Origin of the sequence: Bradyrhizobium sp. SZCCHNR1015 (genome assembly GCF_032489875.1) — a bacterium.
Classification (GTDB): Bacteria; Pseudomonadota; Alphaproteobacteria; order Rhizobiales; family Xanthobacteraceae; genus Bradyrhizobium.
In genome coordinates, this window is sequence record NZ_JAUEYW010000006.1 from 292196 (window position 1) to 310903 (window position 18708).

Sequence of the window (18708 nt, forward strand, 5' to 3'; positions counted from 1 at the left end):
TTCATTGCCAAAGCGCCTTCATTGCGAGAGAGAGGGCATTGCACCAGAGCCTTCATTGCGAAAACCTTAAGTAGGGGCAGATTCGCGTCGTCGGTTTAACTCTGTGTTTACTCGCATCATTAATCATTACGTCATGGTCTGGAGTGACTGACGTGCTTCGCTTTGCCGCCCTCAAAAAGCGGTGAGATCCGAGAGTCGGTTAGGTCCATCTCTTAACATGGAGCTTGAACGAGAGCGGCTAAGAAAAACTGCTTCATCGCAACACCTTACGGCGATTCGATAAAAATTGCACGGATAGAGCTTGCGGAGGGGAATCAGGATTTGTTAACCATCTCTCGTCAGGATCCGAATCAGTTGTTCAAAGGCGTTTTGAGTGCCGCAGATGGCGGCCGACCTGACGCCCGGAGCGGCGACTATGGGGAACTGGCATGCGCGTTTTGCTGATTGAGGATGACAGCGCCGTCGCGCAGTCGATCGAACTGATGTTGAAGTCCGAAAGCTTCAATGTCTACACGACTGACCTGGGCGAAGAAGGCGTCGACCTCGGCAAGTTGTACGACTACGACATCATCCTTCTCGACCTCAATCTGCCCGACATGTCCGGTTACGACGTGCTCAAGCAGCTGCGCGTGTCGAAGATCAAGACGCCGATCCTCATTCTGTCCGGCCTCGCCGGCATCGAGGACAAGGTCAAGGGTCTCGGCTTCGGCGCCGACGACTACATGACCAAGCCGTTCCACAAGGACGAGCTGATCGCCCGCATCCACGCGATCGTCCGCCGTTCCAAGGGCCACGCCCAGTCGGTCATCCAGACCGGCGACCTCGTCGTCAACCTCGACACCAAGACGGTCGAAGTCGGCGGCCAGCGCGTGCACCTGACCGGCAAGGAATACCAGATGCTGGAGCTGCTCTCGCTCCGCAAGGGCACCACCCTCACCAAGGAGATGTTCCTCAACCATCTCTACGGCGGCATGGACGAGCCCGAGCTGAAGATCATCGACGTCTTCATCTGCAAGCTGCGCAAGAAGCTCGCCAACGCCTCCGAGGGCCGCAACTTCATCGAGACCGTCTGGGGCCGCGGCTACGTGCTGCGCGAGCCGCACGACATGGACGAGCGCATCCCCGCCTGATCTTTCACTGGGTCCTCCGGCAGGCCTCACGGCTTGCTCCTCCCAGACTGGGCCCCGCCGCAAATGGCGGGGTTTTTGTTTGTGGGGGTGGTTGTTCATGGAGCGGGCGCCTCCGACGGAACGAGCGCCTCGCGCCTGGCAATCGGCGATGGAGCCAAGCTCTCGCCACGCGCCCGCTGCGCTCCCCTCCCCCTTGCGGGGAGGGCGATCGCATTTGGTGAAAGAGGCAGGGCGCGCAGTCTTTCCGCGACCATCCTTCGAGACGCCCGCCTTCGGCGGGCTCCTCAGGATGAGGGCCTTCTCCGCCGCAAAGCTGTTGATCCTCATGGTGAGGAGCGTCGCTCTTGCGACGCGTCTCGAACCATGAGGCCATGAAAGGTCCGCCCAGGAAAACCATATGCGATCGCCCTGCCGCAAGGGGGAGGGGAGCGCGCCGCGCTCGCACGCCTCAAACGACCGGACACGGCCGCCCTCGCCTTTCATCAGGCAAAGGGCGCCTGGCCCTCGCGCGCCATCGATCTCTCCAAAATCCATCATCCCACGTCATCGCGATCTCGCAGCGCCCCGCGCCCGAGTGATGTGCCATTCTCACCGCCCTCTACCTAACTGAGGGCGCAGGGAAGGCCGGGCGCTGGCCGCGCCCGTGGCCCGCCTGCAGAAAAGAAAGCAGGCGGCAGTCACCACAGGTCTGGCCGTAACACCCGGCCCTCCCCGCGCGATGGCTTTACGATTTATACGCGATCTCCCTGGGGACCGGCTGTCTTGCCCCCATCACCCGCAGGCAGCGCTTGACCGCAACGCCCACGCGCTTGGCCTCAGCACCGGGAGGCCAGGACCACGCGATTTCACCGTGCGCCAGGGATCGTTCGTCGGCACGGCCAAGCCATGCTGCGATCTCCAACGCCCATCGCATCCCACACCCGACGTCCGTGACGACCGCGAAGCGTCCCCTCGTTGGGGCGGGACGGAGCGAGTAAAACACAAATTCTGTAAAAGCGAAAGAAGAATTTTTGAGAAGCCGAAATTCGTCCGGTCGAGCACGAATTGACAGGCTTGCGTTGGGGTCAGCGCAGACCGCAAGCCGTGTCCGCGAAAGTTTCCTGCCGGTTTTCGCTGCATCGGCCCATGTACAGAAGACTCATCGGCGTCGGAAGCAACCTTTCACCCGACGCCGAAGTGGGAACAGCTTACGAGAAGGCCGACGGCAGCATCGAAGCCAAGGAGCCGGTCGCAAGGATCGAGATGGTCGGCACCTCGCAGCGCAGGCCGAGTGCCATCAGCGCCCCTTCCTCGCCCCGCTCTTCGTTGCTCGCTTAGCGCTCTTTGCCGTCTTCTTCTTGGCCGCCTTCTTGCTCGCCTTCGCTTTGGCCTTCTTTCCAGCGACCTTCTTCGTCGCCGTCTTTGCGGCTTTTTTCTTCGTCGTCTTTTTGCCGCCTGCCACGGTCTTCGCTGCAGCGGCAGCCTTCTTCGCGGTCTTCTTGACGGGCTTGTCGGACGTCGTCGAAGGGTTCGTCTTTGCAGCCGGCTTCTTCGCCGGCACCGTCCCCGCGGCCGGAGCCCCACTCCCACCCGCCGCCGACAGCCAGAACCGCAGCTCCGGTGACTTCTCCTCGGCGCCCTTGATGTACCGGTCCTGCCAGCTGTCATCGCCCTGCAGCGGCTTGCCGAAGATGTCGGGGTGCTGCTGCAACAGGAAGCGCCAGGCGTAGTGGTCGTAGAGGTCGAGGACGTGGCAGGCATAGGCCTCGGCGAGACCGCGGTGGCCGCGGATGATCAGCATGTTCTCGTCGTTGTTGTGCGAGGCGCGGAAGCCGAGATTGTGCGAGCCGGTGACGACGACGCAGTCGTCGCTGAACGGATCGATCACCACGATCTTGCTGTGGATGATGGCGAAGCCGTATTTGCCGAGCTCCCGCTCCCATTTGCCGAACGCGTCCTGCACCGCGCCGGCCGGCACCGCACGGAAGTCGATGCTGCCCTTGGCGCCCGGCTGCTTCGGCTTGCCGGCCTCGCCGACCACCGTCACCTGGGGCGCGGTATCCTCCACGCCCGCCTCCGCCGGACGTTCCGAATGACCGCCGGAATGCAGCGCGGCGGAGAAGTTGGTCGCGCGCACCGGGCTGGTCAGCGCGCCCCGCACGAACAGATCGGGCTTGTCCTTGAGCAACTGGCCGGCGACGTCGAGGATCGAGTTATTGCCGGGATCGAAGGCCAGGAACAGCACGGCGTGCTTGGCGCCCTTCATCAGTTCGAACACGCGGCCCATGTCACCGGGCGTATCGGGATTTTTGCCGAGCTTGCCGTGGGTGTTGGGCGAGAACATCGGCTCGACGGTGACGCCGTGGCCGAGGTCGACCGGTGCCTGGATCGCGTCGGCATTGTTGGCATGGGCGAAGTCGCGCAAGGTCTGCGACTGCAGTGCCGCCTTGTTGCCGGCGGCGGCGGCGACGTCGGCCTTCAGCGCGTTCCAATAGCCGAGATAGCGCTGCGCCAACACGGGGCTTTCCACCACCAGCGCATTGTTGGTCTGGGTGCACAGGCCGGTCGAGGTCCAGTTGGTCGAGCCTGACAGCACCGCGCTCGGCTTGCCGTTCTCGGTCAGCACCATGAACTTGTTGTGCGGGATGCTGCCCTTGCCGAGGATGCGGTCGATCACGGCGACGCCGGCCGCCTTCAGATTGGCGCGGTTCTCGGCATCGGCATCGTCGGAGTCCTTGCCCTGCTCGTTGCCGAGGATGACGCTACGGCTCGCCGGGTTCTGGTGGAGCTGCTTCTCCAGGCCGTCGGGATCGTTGAGCTCGTAGAGCGCGGCATGAATGGTGCCGCCGCCGGCATCGGCGCGCGCCAGCAGTGAGGTCAGGCCGTCCTGGAGCTGGCCCATCAGGCGGATGCGAATGGGATCGGCGGGATCGAGGATGTGCGGCGCCAGCGCCGACACGCTCGGCTTGTCGTTCAGCGCATGGCTCAGCGCCTGGGTCGCGGTGATGCCGCGGTTGAAATAGACGTGGAACGGCGGCCGCTCCGGCGTCAGCGTGACCGCATTGCTCTCCAGCGGCGCGACGCCGGCGAGCGGCGTCAGCGTCTGGCCGGGCGTGCCGCCCATCGGCACGACGCGATATTTGTAGGTGCCGCCGCGTTTGGCATAGAGGTCCTTCCACCAGAACTTCTGCACCGGCGCCTGGTCGGTGGCGAGCCTGTCGGCGGTCTGCCCGGCAAACCGCGCCAGCGCCGGCAGCACCGTGTCGGTGTTATCGGCGATGTCGATGCGGTGAATGGCGAAGCCCAGGCAGCCATCGAGGCGGCGGTCGAAGGTCCAGGCGACGACGGCGATATCGTTGTTGGAAAATGCAAGCGCGGGCATGGCGGCACTCCTCGTCTGACAAGGATATGTCGCCGGGTTGCAACAACGGTTCGATGCATCCGGGGCAGGAAAGGGAAATCGAGGGCACGGCAGTGCGGTGCGGGAGGGCGAGGATCGTGACCTGCGAGCTCACGCGGCACGCGAGGTCAGCTCCCCTCCCCCCTGCGGGGAGGGGGTTGGGGTTGGGGGTCCGCCAGCGCTGAAGGTCGTGGGACGCGCTATGGATCCCGGTGTTCATGTGGAATGCTGACGGCGCTTGCACGACACGTGCTCTCACCGAGAGAGCGGAATGCGTGGACCCCCACCCTCGACCTCTCCCCGCAAGGGGGGCGCACCGACGCTGCCGCGAGAGTTTGGCGCCAGACGGCGATGAGTTCGGCGCGATCCATCCTCGCGTCATTGCGAGGAGCGAAGCGACGAAGCAATCCAGGGCTACGCCCGCGACAGTGGATTGCTTCCGCCTTCGCTCTGCGAGCTACGGCCCACAAATCGCTTCGCTCGCGACGACGCGAGGATCGAGCGTGCGTTAGGCCACGGCGCCGGGCTTGCCGCGGCTGACGTAGCGGCCGTCGCCCTTGGCGCCGACCAACTCGCCGTCGCGCACAACGAACTTGCCGCGCAGCATGGTCGCGACCGGCCAGCCCGTGATCTCGATGCCTTCATACGGCGTGTAGTCGGAGCCGTGGTGCAAACCGGCCTGGCTGATGGTCGCCGTCTTGTTCGGGTCCCACAGTGCGATGTCGGCGTCGTAGCCAATGGCGATGGAGCCCTTGCCCTTCAGGCCGTAAGTCTTGGCGTGGTTGGTCGCAGTAAAAGCGACGAACTGGTTCAGGGTGATGCGGCCCTTGCTGACGCCTTCGGAGAACAGGATCGGCAGCCGGGTCTCGACGCCGGGGATGCCATTCGGCACCCAGCGGAAGCTGGTGCGGCCCTTCGGCGTCAGCTTGCCGGCCTCGTCGTCGTAGCGGAACGGGCAGTGATCTGACGAGAACAGCGAGAACACGCCGGTCTGCAATCCTTCCCAGCACGCCTGCTGGCTGGCGTGATCGCGCGGCGGCGGCGAGCAGACATATTTGGCGCCTTCCATGTTGAGGCCCTGCATGTCCTCCTCGGTCAGCACCAGATATTGCGGGCAGGTCTCGCCGTGGATCTTCAGGCCGCGCGCCTGCGCGCGGCGAATCTCCTCCATCGCCTCGCGGTTGGAGACGTGGACAATGACGATGGGAACGTCGATCAGCTCGGCCAGCGAGATCGCGCGATGGGTGGCCTCGCGCTCGACCGCAATCGGGCGCGACTTGCCGTGATAGTACGGCGCGATGTGGCCGGCGCGCTCCAGGCGATCGGTGAGGAAGCGGATGGCGTCGTAGTTCTCGGCGTGGATCTGCACCAGGGCGCCTCGCTCGCGCGCGACCTGAAGAACGCCGAGAATCTCGTAGTCGTTGAGCGCGAGACCCTCATAGGTCATGAAGATCTTCAGCGACGAATAGCCGTCGGCGACCAGCGCCGGCAGCTCCTGGCCGAGCACGGACTCCGAGGGATCGGCGATGATGAGGTGGAAGGAGTGGTCGACATAGCAGGCCTGCTCGGCCAGCGCGTGATAGTCCTTCAGCGCCGCGCGTAGCGGCTGGCCCTTCTCCTGCAGGCAATAGGGCATCACGAAGGTGTTGCCGCCGAACGCCGCGGCGCGCGTCGCGCTCTCGAAATCGTCGGCCATGACGATGCCCGGGCCGGACGGCTGGCTGATATGGACGTGGCTGTCGATGCCGCCGGGCAGCACCAGCAGGCCCGATGCATCGACGATCTCATCGGCATCGGTGATGGCTTCGCCGATCGCGGCGATGCGGCCCTGTTTGATGGCGACATCCGCCTGATACGTGTCGCTCGCGGTGGCGACGGTGCCGTTGCGGATGACGGTGTCGAATGCAGCCATGTGACGCGCTCTCCCAATCTCAGGCGAATCTCTGAAACAGCGATCCCCACCCGCTGACGCCGCGGGGATCCGTACCCGCCAGTTTCAGCGACTTCCATACCACGGTGGCGATGGTGTCGAGGATCGGAATGCCGGTCTCCAGCTCGAGCCGCGCCGCCAGCGGCGCGGCGCGCATGTTGGTGCAGACCACCGCGATGGCATCCGGCTTCTCGCGCGCCACCTCGCGGATCATGGTCTCGATCTCCGCGGGCGTCACCTCGGCGAAGGAGAAATTGTCCTGCAGATTGAGGTGCCGGTCGCCGCGGCAGGCAATGCCGAGCTTTGCATAATTGGCGATGATGCGCGCCTGCACGTCGTCGCGATAGGGGGTGACGAGGCCGAGCGACGTGGCGTTCGATGACGCCAGGATCTCGTTCAGCGCCAGCATCGAGGTGGTCGCGGGAATGCCGGTCGCGGCGGTGATCTGCTCGCACAGGCGGACGTCGGTCTCGAAGCCGAGCCAGCCCGAGGAGGTGCCGTTCCAGCCGATGACGTCGACCTTGGCATGGGCGAGCAGCTCGGCGGCACGCAGGATGTTGCTGATGTCGAACTGCGCCAGCGCGTCGGTGGACAGCGCAATCTCGGTGACCTTGAAGCGGGAGAAATGCGCCGAGACGTTGGGCAGGCTCGCGACCATCGCCGAGGTGATCGGCTCCAGCGCGGTGTTCGACGACGGCGTCAGCATGCCGAGAAGCGTGCGTTTGGTCATGGGTGAGTGAATCCCTTTGCCATAGCCAACTCCGGCCCATCGGGAAATACTTGAACAGCAGAAGCGGGCGATCCGCCGGTGACTATGCCCTCTCCCCTTGTGGGAGAGGGCATGCACGAACGTGCAGCGGCCTCGCTCGGGTGAGGGGTCTGCCTCGACAGATGAGACCGCGGAGAGAGACCCCTCACCCGGTTTCTCACTTCGTGAGAAACCACCCTCTCCCACAAGGGGAGAGGGTGCACCGCCCGTGCCGCGACAGCACGCGTCATCGGTGATGCGGCGGTTCGGCGCCACTGTGAGAGTAGGTTCAGAATCTCCGCACCATGGAGACAGGCGCCAATCATGCCAGCGCCCTCTCCCACTCCCCACGCAGCAACGCGAGAATATGCCGCTTGAGCGCGTTGAATTGCGGGCTGGTGATATCCCGCGGCCGCGGCAGATCGATCGGGATGATCTCGACGATGCGCCCCGGCCGTGCGCTCATCACCGCCACATGGGTGCCCAAGGTCAGCGCCTCGTCGATGCCATGGGTGACGAACACGATCGTGCCCTGGTGCTGCTGCCAGATCCGCACCAGCTCGGTCTGCATGTCCATGCGGGTCTGCTCGTCGAGCGCACCGAACGGCTCGTCCATCAGGATGACCTGCGGGTTCATCAGCAGCGCCCGCGCGATGCCGACGCGCTGGTTCATGCCGCCCGACAGCTCGGACGGATAGTGGTTCTCGAAGCCGGTGAGCCCGACCATGTCGATATAGACCTGCGCGCGGGCGCGGCGCTCAGCCTTCTGGCCGCCGCCGAGCAGGAGGTGAAAGGCCACGTTCTCCCACACCGGCAGCCACGGCATCAGGTTGGCGTGCTGGAACACCACGCCGCGGTCGGCGCCGGGCGCGGTGACCGGCCGTCCGTCGACCGTGACGCTGCCGGCGCTCGGCTGCTCGAAGCCGGCGATCATGTTGAGCAGCGTGGACTTGCCGCAGCCCGAGGGCCCGAGCAGGCAGACGAATTCGTTGCGGGCGATGGACAGATTGATCTGGCTAAGCGCGGTGACGTCGGCGTTGCGCTTCCTGTCGGTGAAGATCTTGGAGACGCCGGAGATCTCGATCGTGGCCATCGTTACTCTCCGCCGCGAAGCGTGGTGTTGCGCTGCCAATGCAGCACCCGCGCCATCACGGTGCGGATGGCGAGGTCGCTGCAAAAGCCGAGCAGGCCGATGCTCGCCATCGCCGCCAGCACCAGATCGTAGCGCAGGAAGTAGTAGCTGTCCCACAGCACGTAGCCGAGCCCGCTCTTCACCGCGACCATTTCGGCCGTGACCGTCAGCATCCAGGCCGAGCCGATGCCAATGCGCAGACCTGCAAAGATGCTCGGCATGGCCGCTGGGACCACGATGTAGCGCAGCAGCTTGCGCTCGCTGCCGCCGACCATGGCGCCGGCGCGGATGAGGTTGCGGTCGCAGGTCTTCACGCCGTGGATGGTGTTGAGCAGGATCGGAAAGAACGCGCCGAGGAACACCAGGAAGATCGCCGGCTTGTTGGCGATGCCGAACCAGATGATGGCGAGCGGGATCCACGACACCGGCGGGATCGGCCGGAGCATCTGCAAGGTCGGCTCAATGATGAGCTCGATCTTGCGCGACCAGCCGATGGCGACGCCGAGCGCGACGCCGAGCACCGTGGCGATGGCGAAGCCGGCGGCGACGCGCGACAGGCTGGCCAGCATGTCGGCCAGCCAGTGCGCGCTGTAGGTCTGGGTGTTGCCGTCGGTGCCGACCAGCCAGTCCGCCCACGCCCACACCACCGTCGACGGCGCCGGCAGCAAGGCTGCCGGCAGCGCCCCCGAGCGCGAGAACGCCTCCCAGCCGGCGAGCACCAGCACGGGAACGATGGCGCGGTCGAGCTTCCTGAGCTGGGCGAGCGCCGTCATCTCAGTAGCCGAGCTCGGTCTTCGGCTTGCCGGTGGCCGCTTCCAGGAAGCGGTAGTCGAGATTCTTCTCGACGGCGGCCGTGACGTCCGAGTTGATGTATTTCAGGTCGCGCATCATCGATGCGATCGCGAGCGCCGAGGCGCGGTACATCTTCGGATCGGGATCGAGGTTTTCGACCGCGCCGGTGGCGATCGCCTTGTCGAGGCCGGTGACCTTGGAGATCACCTCGATCAGCGCCGGCTTGTCGGCGGCGATGTGCGCGTCGACCTTGACCACCGCGCGCACCACGCCTTCGAGCGCCTTCGGATTGGAGGCGATGACGTCGGAGCGGGTCAGGATCAAATTAGTCAGCTTGCCGGCGGCCTGATCATAGGGGAAGCCGAAGAACTTCGCCGCCTTGGCCTGCATGATCTGGGTGGCGAACGGCTCGACCGTGCAGATCAGCTCGACCTCGCCGCGGCGCAGCGCCTGCAGATGATCGGACGGATTGGGAATGTTGACGAACTGCACGTCCTTGTTGATGTCGATGCCCTGCTTGGCGAAGGCGCCGCGCATGTGGATGTCCTGCGCATTGCCGCGCGAGGCGGCGACGCGGAACGGCTTGCCGTCGGCCTTGTACTTGGCGATCAGCGCCTTCAAGGCGCTCCAGTCGCCCTGCGGAATCTCGATGTCGTTGGCGAGCAGCATCGCCGAGCCGCCATTGACCTGGCCGGAGATGGCGACGACGTCAAAACCTTTGTCGAGCGCGATGGCGTAGTGCAGATAGGTCACCTGCGCGACGTCGATATTCTTCGACACCAGGGCGGTCAGCGCGTCCGTGCCGGTGTTGAAGCTGACGGCATCGATCGCGACGCCCTCCGCGAATTGCGGCGTCAGCGACATCGGCGTGCAATGCGCGCATTTGGCGTAGCCGAGTTTGATCTTGGGGACGTCGTCGGCGAAGCTGAGCGAGGGCAGCGCCAACAGGGCAAGAATGAGCAGCACGAAACGTTTCACATCCATCTCCAGGGCAGGTCGATCCACGGGCTTGTCTCTCATGGCTTGGGCTCTCATCAGCAAGCGACGTGCCAACTGGATGCGATATGCAATGTTGATTTTATACAATAAAATCAGTATATAATGACACTCCAATTTTGAAGAACCTGCCTGATCCGCGGGCGCATCGCCCGAATTTCAGGCATCTCGCAGCGGAGCAGCCGCGCCCCCATGACCCCACCGGCACCCCGGCCCAGACTGAAGACGCGCTTCAAGCCGGCCCGGCTGAAGCTGTCGTCCGACCACTCCAAGCGGCCGCTCGAGCGGCTGTCGCTGCACGATCAGGTCGTCGCCAGGGTGCGCGAGATGATCGTGGACGGCGAGCTCGCCGCCGGCGCTGCCTTGCCCGAGCGCATGCTGTGCGAGACCTTCGGCGTGTCGCGCACGCCGCTGCGCGAGGCCTTCAAGATCCTCGCCGCCGAAGGCCTCATCGAGCTGCGGCCGCATCGCACGCCCGTGGTGACGCCGATCGACGCAAACGAGATTGCCGAGATCTTCGACGTGATGGTGTCGCTCGATGCCGCCGCGGGCCGCGCCGCGGCCGCGCGTGCGACGGCGGACGACCTTGCCAGGCTCGACGCCCTACATGCCGAGCTGGTGGCGCTGCATCGTGCCGCCGAGCGCGCCGCCTATTTCCGGCTCAACCAGCAGATCCATGCCGAGATCACCAGGCTCGCCGGCAACGCCGTGCTGCTCAACATGTGGAGCACGCTGCACGCGAGCGTCTTCCGCGCCCGCGCCGTGGCCAATTACGATGCGCGGCGCTGGGACGAGTCGATCCGGGAGCACGAGGCCTTCATGGCGTTGCTGCGGGCCCGAGACGGCGCCGGCTTCGCGCAGGCGCTCTCCGAGCACACCCGCAAGACCGGCGATTCGGTGCTGCAGATGCTGGACCAGGCCAGGCAGGACCTGGCGAAGGGCGGATAGACTTTGTTCACGTCGAACCGGGCATGCTGGCATCGCGACAGATGAGAGCTCCTCACGCCTGGCCCGATCATGATCCTGCAATCGCTCGCCGGCCTGCCGGCCTTCCTGGTCTATTTCTGTACCGCGCTGGTCGCGGTGACGGCCTACCTCTTCGTCTACACCCGCGTCACGCCCTACAATGAATTCCAGCTGATCCGGGACAATCACCCCTCGGCCGCGATCGCGCTCGGCCTCAGCCTGCTCGGCTTCACCCTGCCGCTGGTCAGCGCCATCGCCCATTCCGCCAATGTGCTGGACTGCCTGATCTGGGCGCTGGTCGCGCTGATCGTCCAGGTGATCGTCTATTATCTCGTCCGCATTCCGGTGCCGGATCTCGCCCAGCGCATCGTCGCCGGCGAGCTGGCTTCGGCGATCTGGCTCGGTCTCGCATCGCTCTCCGCCGGCGCGCTGAACGCCGCCTCGATGATCATCTGACCATGGCCGAGAAACGCCGCGAATTCGGCAAGCGCCGGCCGATGCCGCCCCCGCCCGCGACGCCGCCGGTGAAGCGCTCCGGCCATGTTGCGCTGCTCTTGATGGGCACGCTCGCCGTCGGCAGCACGGCCTATGCGCTGATGCCGCGGCAGCAGAGCTGCCCGCAGCCAGGCGCCGAGACGCCGACGATGGCCGGCCAGCCGCAGACCGGCGAATGCACGACACGCCGCTCGAGCGGCGGCGGTAGCGGCGGCAGCGGCTCCGGCCGCTGGGGATTCTCCAGCAGCGACGGTGATTCCAGAAGCAGCGGCTCGGGCCATGTCGCCGAGGCCTCCTCCACCCATGTCTCGCGCGGCGGCTTCGGCTCGTTCGGACACGGCTTCGGAGGCGGCGGCTGATTTTCGTCGCGCCGGCGCCGTGAAAACACCGCGTTCATGCTGCTATCTTGGATTCGGATCTTTGACACAGACTCAAAATCATAAAAAACTGGCCTACCGACTCATCGGAAATGATCCGATGCAACGTCCGCACCAGGTGGTGCGGGCGACGATCAGGGCCGCGGTGACCGCCGCCGCCTTGCATCATCTTGCTGGCAAGCGATCGCGTGGTCACCGACGCGGGACGGCGGCGGGACCGCGCGGGCGTGATCATGGCCGCATCATCGATGACGGCCGCGGCCGTGCTGCGCCCTGTTGCAATGGGCACGGCATGCCTGCCGATGCCCGGGGCTGACGCCGATGCAGCGCATCTCCTGTCCCGAGCGTGACGACTGGCGCGAGACCGCGGCGCGGTGCGGATTCGACTTCTGCGAGCTCGACGGCGAGCGCTATTGGGACGAGCGCGCCTACTACGCATTCACGATCGCCGAGATCGAGCTCGGCATCGAGGAGCCGACGGCGGAGCTCGAGCAGATGTGCCTCGCGCTGGTCGCGCGTGTCGTCGGCGACGAGGCGCTGCTGCGCCGGCTGAAGATCCCGCAAGCGGTCTGGCCCCTGCTGGCGGAGAGCTGGCGCCGGAGGGACGGCAGCCTCTACGGGCGGTTCGACCTCAGCTATCAGGGCGGCCGTACGCCGGCGAAGCTGCTCGAATACAATGCCGACACGCCGACCTCGATCTTCGAGGCCGCGGTCTTCCAATGGACCTGGCTCGAGCAGGCGATCGAGCTCCGCATCCTGCCGGGGCGCGCGGACCAGTACAACTCGATCCATGAGCGCCTGATCGAGCGCTGGTGCGCCCTCGGCAACCGGCGCCGCGTGCATCTGGCCGGGCTGACCGCCAACGCCGAGGACGCCACGACCCTGGCCTATCTGGCCGACACGGCAGCCCAAGGAGGCCTGACGACAACCATCCTTGACGTCGCCGACATCGGCTGGCGCGAGACCGGCGGCTTCGTCGATCTCGACGACGAGGACATCGCGCTCGCCTTCAAGCTGTATCCCTGGGAATGGATGTTTCGCGATGCGTTCGGCGCCAAGCTCGCGCAGGCGCCGACGCAATGGATCGAGCCGCCGTGGAAGGCCATCCTGTCCAACAAGGGCATCCTGCCGCTGCTCTGGCAGATGCACGAAGGCCATCCGAACCTGCTGCCGGCCTATTTCGAGGACGATCCGAAGGCCGCCAGCCTCGGCCCGAGCTTCGTGCGCAAGCCGATCTATTCGCGCGAGGGCGCCAATGTCAGCCTGGTGTCCGACGGCGTCGCCGTCTCGGCGCAGGACGGGCCCTACGGCGCCGAAGGCTTCATCCGCCAGGCGCTGGCGCCGCTGCCGGATTTCGGCGGTGTGTTCCCGGTGATCGGCAGCTGGCTCGTCGACCATCAGCCCTGCGGCCTGTCGATCCGCGAGGACACGAGCCCGATCACCGGCAACCGCTCGCGCTTTTTGCCGCACGCCATCCTGTAGGATATTAACGACGGCCGGCGAAAACGCCTCGACACGCCGGTCGAGAGCATTAGATAGGACCGAGGGCGAATTCCCTGCGCGATTGGGCGCGCATGGCCGGGACGAGGCATGGCGACGGACAAGACCGAACTCGAAGGCTTGCGCATCCTGGTCGCCGAGGACGAGGGCCTGATCGCGCTCGAGCTGGAAACGGTGTTGCAGGGGTTCGGCTGCGAGGTGGTCGGTCCCGTCTCGCGCGTCGGCGACGTGCTGCGCGAGGCCGAGCGCGGCGGCCTGGACGGCGCGCTGCTCGACGTCAACCTGCGCGGCGAGCAGATCTTCGCCGTGCTGCCGCAGCTGATGGCGCGCGAGCTCAGGATCGTCATCACCTCCGGCTATGACGACGCGACGCTGTTTCCGCCGGAGTTCCGCGGTCTGGCCCGGCTCGCCAAGCCGTTCGACGAGCGCGCGCTGCGCGCGATGTGCGAGGCCACGTTCGTTCGCCGTCAACGCAACTCATAACGCTTCGCTCACGCCCCGTGCATCGGGAGGCATCGCGTGTCCATCATCGAGGATACCGTGGCCTACGAGGCCTGGCTTCGCAGCCAATGCAAGGTGATCGAGGACGACCTCCTCACCAAGCACCGGCGCATGCGAAAGTCGCCGTTTGCCCTGCTGCGCGCCAGCTACTATCGCTGGGCGCGGCGCATCGAGGAGATCTGCCCGGAGCTGGCCGAGGCTCCGGTCGCGCTTTGCGTCGGCGACATCCATCTGGAGAATTTCGGCACGTGGCGCGACGCCGACGGGCGCTGGGTGTGGGGTGTCAACGATTTCGACGAGGCCGCGAGGATGCCCTACGCCTTCGACCTGGTCCGGCTCACGACCAGCATCGAGCTCGCGCCCGACATGGCAATCGACAGCCGCGACGCCGCGGACGCGATTCTCCAAGGCTATCGCGACGGTCTCGAGAACCCGCGGCCGGCGCTGCTCGACGAGCACGAGATCTGGATCAGGCGCTACGTCAAATGCTCGGATGATTGCCGCCGCGCGTTCTGGAACGAGATCGACGGCCTCGCGGCCGCCGATGCGATTCCACCCGCGGTGCGGAAGCTGCTCACCGCCAGCCTTCCGGAGCAGGTGGAGACTGCCGCATTCTTCCATCGCTTCGCCGGCGGCGGCAGCCGGGGACGTCCGCGCTACGTCGTCGTCGCGACCTGGCGCGGCGGCCGCATCGTCCGCGAGGCCAAGGCGCTGGTCCCTTCGGCCTGGACCTGGGCCAAGAACAGGACGGAGAAGCCAAGGCCGGCGCCGCCACACAGATTCGTCGCGCTGTCGACCGGGACCTATCGCGCGCCCGATCCATTCCTGCACGTTCACAGAACCAACGACGGGGACTACGTGGTCCGGCGCCTGTCTGCGGACTCGCGCAAGATCGATCTCGGCAAGGAGGCCGGCGCCGATCTCAAGCTCGAGCTCCTGCGCGGCATGGGCACCGACCTCGCCTCCATCCATGCCGCCGACCGCCGCGCCGGCGCCGAGATCGCGGCGGACCTCGGGAAGCGCGGTTCCGGCTGGCTGCGTCGAGCTGCGCGCGCCGCGCGTGAGGCGACGGAAAGGGATCACGATGTATGGCGCCGCAAGGCGCCAGGCTCGATTCCGACCGCGCGCTGAGGCAGGGATCCGGACGCGACCGCTCAGGTCATCAGTCCGGCTGCACGGCCGATGCCGGCAGATGTTCGGGGGTCGTCTCCGCGGTCAGCGCAAAGGTCAGCGAGCAGCGAATTCCGGCGGGCTCGAAGTCCAGCAGGGCTTCGCCATCGAGATCGAAGCGGACGACGCGGTCGATCAGCGTGGTGCCGAAGCCGCGCGCTCCGCCGCCTTCGATCAGCGGTCCGCCGCGCTCCAGCCAGACCAGCTCGAGCCGGCGGCGATCGTCGCGCAAGCGCCAGGAGATCGTGACCCGGCCGTGGGGGGCGGACAACGCGCCATATTTGGAGGCGTTGGTCGCAAGCTCGTGCAGCACCATCGAGAGCGGCAGCACGAGCCGTGCCTCCAGCAGAACCGGCGGGCCGTCGATGGCGATGCGCCCTTCGCCGATGCCATAGGGCGCCAGCACGGTGGTGAGCAGCTCGTTCAGCCCGATGCCGATCCAGCGGGTCTGCGTCAGGATGTCATGCGCGATCGAGACCGCCTGGATGCGCCCGGAGAACGCCTTGTTGAAGGCCGGCAGCGACGGTGAGGTCCGCAAGGTCTGCCCCGCCACCGACTGCACGATCGCCAGGATGTTCTTGACCCGGTGATTGAGCTCGGCGACCAGCACGGTCTGCTGCTCTTCCGCGCGCTTGCGTTCGGTGATGTCGGTGAGGGTGACGATCGAGCCGACCGTCTCCTTGAGATCGTTCACCAGGGGCCCGCCCGACAGCAGGAACGACCGCCCCGACGCCTGAGCATTGCGCAAGGCGACCTCGACGCCATGGAAGGGCTTGGTCGCCAGCGCCTGATCAAGACTCTCGCGCGAGAAGCGCGTCAACGTGCCTTGCTGGCTGGCGCTCTGCCCATCGAGCGGGAACGCCTCAGAAAACAACTGGCCGACCGGCGGTCGTTCCGCGAGCTGCTCGGCGACCCAGCTCGCATGGGTGATCCGGCCGTCGAGCGCCAGCACCACGACCGCATCGGTCGCCTGCTCCAGGATCGAGCGCGCGAAGCGCTCGGCATTGGCGACCTCCTCGGCGCGCCGCTGAATCGACATGTCCGTCAAGGTCACGAGCGTGGCGACGACGCCGCCCATCGCCATCTGCCGCATCCAGACCGACACTGGCAGCTGGCCGCCATCGGCGCGGCGCAGCTGCGCGTCGGTCATGGCATCGTCGGCGCGCTGCTCGGGCACTGCTCCAGCGAACAGCGAGGCGAAGCTGCGTCCCACCAGCTCCTGGGCGTCGAGGCCGGTCAGCGCGCAGAGCCTGGAATTGACATAGACGATGCCGCCGTCGGCATCGAGCGTCAGCGCGCCGTCGCTCATGCGCTCGACCAGCACATGATAGGGCGCGTCCGCGCCCTGCAGCATGATGACCTGGGGTCCGGTCGGGCCCTGCACCACCACGGCATCGACGTTGCCGCGATGAATGGCCTCGACCGTCTCTTCCGCCTCGTTACGCGGCCGTCCCGCCTGCATCGCGTCTGTTGATGCCACGCGTCCTCCGTTCAGCTCGGTGCGATGTCCAGACCAACCAGCACCTTCTCCGCATTGGAGAGATCGCCGATGATTCGCTTGAGGGGCTCGGGCAGTTGACGGATCAAGGTCGGGATCGCGACGATCTGGTCACGTTGCGCGAGGGCCGGATCCTTCATCAGGTCGATCACCTCGATGGTATAGCGGCCCGGCAGATGCGTCTCGCACAGCTTCTTGAGATTGGCGAGCGCCGCCAGCGATTTCGGGGTCTGGCCGGCGACATAGAGCCGGAGATTGTAGCCATCCTGTTCCATCGGAGCGGCCATCATTTGCTGGATGTCAGCGGGTTGGCGGGGGAGCGCGGACCGCGCCGGGACGAGCGGCTCTCGACCTGCGCCCGGCGAGCGGCTTCACGCTGATCGTCGCGAGCCGCACCTTCCAGATTGATGAGCTCCATCTCGCTTTCCTCGTTGGCCAGTTGAGCCTTGAGCGTTTCGATCTGCGCCGCGAGGTCGCGGCGGCGACGTTCGATCTCGCGCGTGCGGCGTTCCGTCTCCTGCGTGCGCAGAAGGCGCTCGACGCGATCTCTCGCCTCCTGCGCCACCCTGGCCGATCCCGTGAGCACGCCCTCCGGGCCGACATAGACCTCGCGCAGCGAGATGCCGTCGGCACCCATCAGGAATTCGCGGACCTGGTTGGAATGCGCCATGCCGCGCGACTTCAACAGGTAGAGCTGGCGATTGTGCTCACCGTTGCTCTCGCGATTGTAGAGCAGCAGCCAGGTGTCGGTGAGCGATGAGATCTGCATCTCGGTGGTCGCCGTCTCGGCGCCGCCGGCGCCGAGATTGGTGAACAGCGCCGTGACGCCGCGCGCCTTCAGGAAGTCGATCAGGCGCAGCGTCATCGAATGCACGTCGCCGGCAACGCCGGCGCCCATGAGCGCCGAGATGGGATCGACCACGACAGCGGCGGGATCGAACTCCTTGACCTCGCGATGCATCGCGGCGAGGTGCGTTTCCAGTCCGTACAGATTGGGGCGCCGCGCCGAGAACCGCAGCAGGCCGCGATCGACCCATTGCTGCAGGTCGAGCCCGACCGACCTCATGTTGCGGATGATCTGCTGCGGGGATTCCTCCAGCGCGAAATAGATGCAGCGTTGCCCGCTCTTGCAGATCGAATTGGCAAAGTGTGCCGACACCGTCGACTTGCCCGAGCCGGCCATGCCCGAGATCAGGATGCTCGACCCCTTGTAGTAGCCCTGGCCTTCGAGCATCTCGTCGAGATCGGCAATGCCGGTGGAGACCCGCTCCGTCCACGCATCATGCGCGAGGCCCGACGAGGTGATCGGCATCACCGTGATGCCTTCCTGGTCGATGATGAAGGGATATTCGTTGGTGCCATGCGCCGTGCCGCGATACTTCACGACGCGCAGCCGGCGGGTCGAGAGCTGATCGTGCACGCGGTTGTCGAGCAGGATGACGCAGTCGGCGACGTATTCCTCGAGGCCGTAGCGCGTCAGCGTACCGTCACCGCGCTCGCCGGTGATGATGGCGGTGACGCCCTTGCTCTTCAGCCATTCGAACAGCCGGCGCAACTCGGAGCGCAGCACCGCCTGGTTGTCGAGGCCGCCGAACAGGGTCTCGATCGTATCGATCACGACGCGCTTGGCGCCGATCGAATCGATCGCGAAGCCGATGCGGATGAACAGGCCGTCGAGATCGTAGTCGCCGGCCTCTTCGATCTCGTTGCGATCGAGATGAATGTGGTCGACCACGATCTTCTTCTGCTCGATCAGCCTGTCGATGTCGTAGCTGAGCGAGCCGACGTTCTTGATCAGGTCCTCGGGCTGCTCCTCGAACGCGATGAACACGCCCGGCTCGTCATAGGCGACTGCGCCATTATAGAGAAACGTCATCGCGAACAACGTCTTGCCGCAGCCGGCCGCGCCGCACAGCAGCGTCGGCCGCCCTTGCGGCAGGCCACCGAAGGTGACCTCGTCGAGGCCGTCGATCCCGGTCGGCGATTTGGCGATGACAGGGAGATCCCGCGTCACGATTCGAGGACGCACACTCGTTTTCATCCAATCCCCCGCCATCAATTCAACACGCATGAGCCCGCACCAAGGCGAGTAAA

16 protein-coding genes are annotated in these 18708 nt (G+C 65.8%); 7 read left to right on the top strand and 9 right to left on the bottom strand.

The genetic code is table 11. The annotated features are described in order from the left end of the window. Positions 1–428: 428 nt before the first annotated feature. Positions 429–1130, top strand: coding sequence for a response regulator transcription factor CtrA (gene ctrA / locus QX128_RS13095; RefSeq protein WP_012046382.1), 702 nt, complete (start codon positions 429–431; stop codon positions 1128–1130). A 1276-nt stretch (positions 1131–2406) separates the two neighbouring features. Here ctrA and QX128_RS13100 read toward each other — a convergent pair. The 6 genes from QX128_RS13100 to QX128_RS13125 all read right to left on the bottom strand — a co-directional run bounded on the left by QX128_RS13100 (position 2407) and on the right by QX128_RS13125 (position 10095). Then, positions 2407–4491, bottom strand: coding sequence for a phospholipase D-like domain-containing protein (locus tag QX128_RS13100; protein ID WP_316237629.1), 2085 nt, complete (start codon positions 4489–4491; stop codon positions 2407–2409). Positions 4492–5017: 526 nt separating this feature from the next. Next, a complete protein-coding gene (hydA, locus tag QX128_RS13105) occupies positions 5018–6421 on the bottom strand; it encodes a dihydropyrimidinase (protein WP_316237630.1) in 1404 nt (467 codons plus the stop codon). Positions 6422–6440: 19 nt separating this feature from the next. Then, entirely contained in the window at positions 6441–7169 is a 729-nt protein-coding gene (locus tag QX128_RS13110) for an aspartate/glutamate racemase family protein (protein ID WP_316177496.1), read from the bottom strand. 340 nt (positions 7170–7509) lie between these two features. Continuing rightward, positions 7510–8280, bottom strand: coding sequence for an ABC transporter ATP-binding protein (locus QX128_RS13115; RefSeq protein WP_316237631.1), 771 nt, complete (start codon positions 8278–8280; stop codon positions 7510–7512). A 2-nt stretch (positions 8281–8282) separates the two neighbouring features. After that, positions 8283–9092 carry an ABC transporter permease gene (locus QX128_RS13120; RefSeq protein WP_316237632.1) on the bottom strand — a complete coding sequence of 270 codons (810 nt, stop codon included), beginning with the start codon at positions 9090–9092 and terminating at the stop codon, positions 8283–8285. Between the two features lies 1 nt (position 9093). After that, complete coding sequence (locus tag QX128_RS13125) at positions 9094–10095, bottom strand: ABC transporter substrate-binding protein (protein ID WP_316237661.1); 1002 nt, start codon at positions 10093–10095, stop codon at positions 9094–9096. Between the two features lie 204 nt (positions 10096–10299). Here QX128_RS13125 and QX128_RS13130 point away from each other — a divergent pair, with 204 nt between their 5' ends. From QX128_RS13130 to QX128_RS13155, 6 genes are all read left to right on the top strand, one after another. Beyond that, a complete protein-coding gene (locus QX128_RS13130) occupies positions 10300–11055 on the top strand; it encodes a GntR family transcriptional regulator (RefSeq protein ID WP_316216659.1) in 756 nt (251 codons plus the stop codon). Positions 11056–11124: 69 nt separating this feature from the next. Continuing rightward, positions 11125–11529 carry a DUF350 domain-containing protein gene (locus QX128_RS13135; protein WP_315757399.1) on the top strand — a complete coding sequence of 135 codons (405 nt, stop codon included), beginning with the start codon at positions 11125–11127 and terminating at the stop codon, positions 11527–11529. A 2-nt stretch (positions 11530–11531) separates the two neighbouring features. Continuing rightward, positions 11532–11927 carry a hypothetical protein gene (locus QX128_RS13140; RefSeq protein ID WP_316216658.1) on the top strand — a complete coding sequence of 132 codons (396 nt, stop codon included), beginning with the start codon at positions 11532–11534 and terminating at the stop codon, positions 11925–11927. 339 nt (positions 11928–12266) lie between these two features. After that, complete coding sequence (locus QX128_RS13145) at positions 12267–13427, top strand: glutathionylspermidine synthase family protein (RefSeq protein WP_316237633.1); 1161 nt, start codon at positions 12267–12269, stop codon at positions 13425–13427. Positions 13428–13535: 108 nt separating this feature from the next. Next, positions 13536–13928: a hypothetical protein gene (locus QX128_RS13150; protein ID WP_316237634.1), complete on the top strand. Its 393-nt coding sequence runs from the start codon at positions 13536–13538 to the stop codon at positions 13926–13928. Between the two features lie 36 nt (positions 13929–13964). Further along, positions 13965–15077 carry a DUF2252 family protein gene (locus QX128_RS13155; RefSeq protein ID WP_316237635.1) on the top strand — a complete coding sequence of 371 codons (1113 nt, stop codon included), beginning with the start codon at positions 13965–13967 and terminating at the stop codon, positions 15075–15077. Positions 15078–15108: 31 nt separating this feature from the next. Here the strand turns inward: QX128_RS13155 and QX128_RS13160 are convergent, their stop codons facing one another. From QX128_RS13160 to kaiC, 3 genes are read right to left on the bottom strand one after another with little or no spacing between them, the layout of a single operon-like run. After that, positions 15109–16596 carry a sensor histidine kinase gene (locus QX128_RS13160; protein WP_316237636.1) on the bottom strand — a complete coding sequence of 496 codons (1488 nt, stop codon included), beginning with the start codon at positions 16594–16596 and terminating at the stop codon, positions 15109–15111. Positions 16597–16607: 11 nt separating this feature from the next. Next, positions 16608–16904, bottom strand: coding sequence for a circadian clock KaiB family protein (locus QX128_RS13165; RefSeq protein ID WP_315803219.1), 297 nt, complete (start codon positions 16902–16904; stop codon positions 16608–16610). Then, on the bottom strand, positions 16901–18655 hold the full coding sequence (gene kaiC, locus QX128_RS13170) for a circadian clock protein KaiC (RefSeq protein WP_316237637.1): 1755 nt from the start codon (positions 18653–18655) through the stop codon (positions 16901–16903). Before kaiC ends, QX128_RS13165 begins: the two co-directional genes overlap by 4 nt. Positions 18656–18708: the final 53 nt, after the last annotated feature.

Bases quoted from the DNA above. Each gene is read 5' to 3' on its own strand.
- QX128_RS13120 (WP_316237632.1), bottom strand. From the start codon at position 9,092: ATGACGGCGCTCGCCCAGCTCAGGAAGCTCGACCGCGCCATCGTTCCC.
- hydA (WP_316237630.1), bottom strand. From the start codon at position 6,421: ATGGCTGCATTCGACACCGTCATCCGCAACGGCACCGTCGCCACCGCG.
- QX128_RS13145 (WP_316237633.1), top strand. From the start codon at position 12,267: ATGCAGCGCATCTCCTGTCCCGAGCGTGACGACTGGCGCGAGACCGCG.
- QX128_RS13115 (WP_316237631.1), bottom strand. From the start codon at position 8,280: ATGGCCACGATCGAGATCTCCGGCGTCTCCAAGATCTTCACCGACAGG.
- QX128_RS13165 (WP_315803219.1), bottom strand. From the start codon at position 16,904: ATGATGGCCGCTCCGATGGAACAGGATGGCTACAATCTCCGGCTCTAT.
- QX128_RS13130 (WP_316216659.1), top strand. From the start codon at position 10,300: ATGACCCCACCGGCACCCCGGCCCAGACTGAAGACGCGCTTCAAGCCG.
- QX128_RS13140 (WP_316216658.1), top strand. From the start codon at position 11,532: ATGGCCGAGAAACGCCGCGAATTCGGCAAGCGCCGGCCGATGCCGCCC.
- kaiC (WP_316237637.1), bottom strand. From the start codon at position 18,655: ATGAAAACGAGTGTGCGTCCTCGAATCGTGACGCGGGATCTCCCTGTC.
- QX128_RS13125 (WP_316237661.1), bottom strand. From the start codon at position 10,095: ATGGATGTGAAACGTTTCGTGCTGCTCATTCTTGCCCTGTTGGCGCTG.
- QX128_RS13150 (WP_316237634.1), top strand. From the start codon at position 13,536: ATGGCGACGGACAAGACCGAACTCGAAGGCTTGCGCATCCTGGTCGCC.
- ctrA (WP_012046382.1), top strand. From the start codon at position 429: ATGCGCGTTTTGCTGATTGAGGATGACAGCGCCGTCGCGCAGTCGATC.
- QX128_RS13110 (WP_316177496.1), bottom strand. From the start codon at position 7,169: ATGACCAAACGCACGCTTCTCGGCATGCTGACGCCGTCGTCGAACACC.
- QX128_RS13135 (WP_315757399.1), top strand. From the start codon at position 11,125: ATGATCCTGCAATCGCTCGCCGGCCTGCCGGCCTTCCTGGTCTATTTC.
- QX128_RS13100 (WP_316237629.1), bottom strand. From the start codon at position 4,491: ATGCCCGCGCTTGCATTTTCCAACAACGATATCGCCGTCGTCGCCTGG.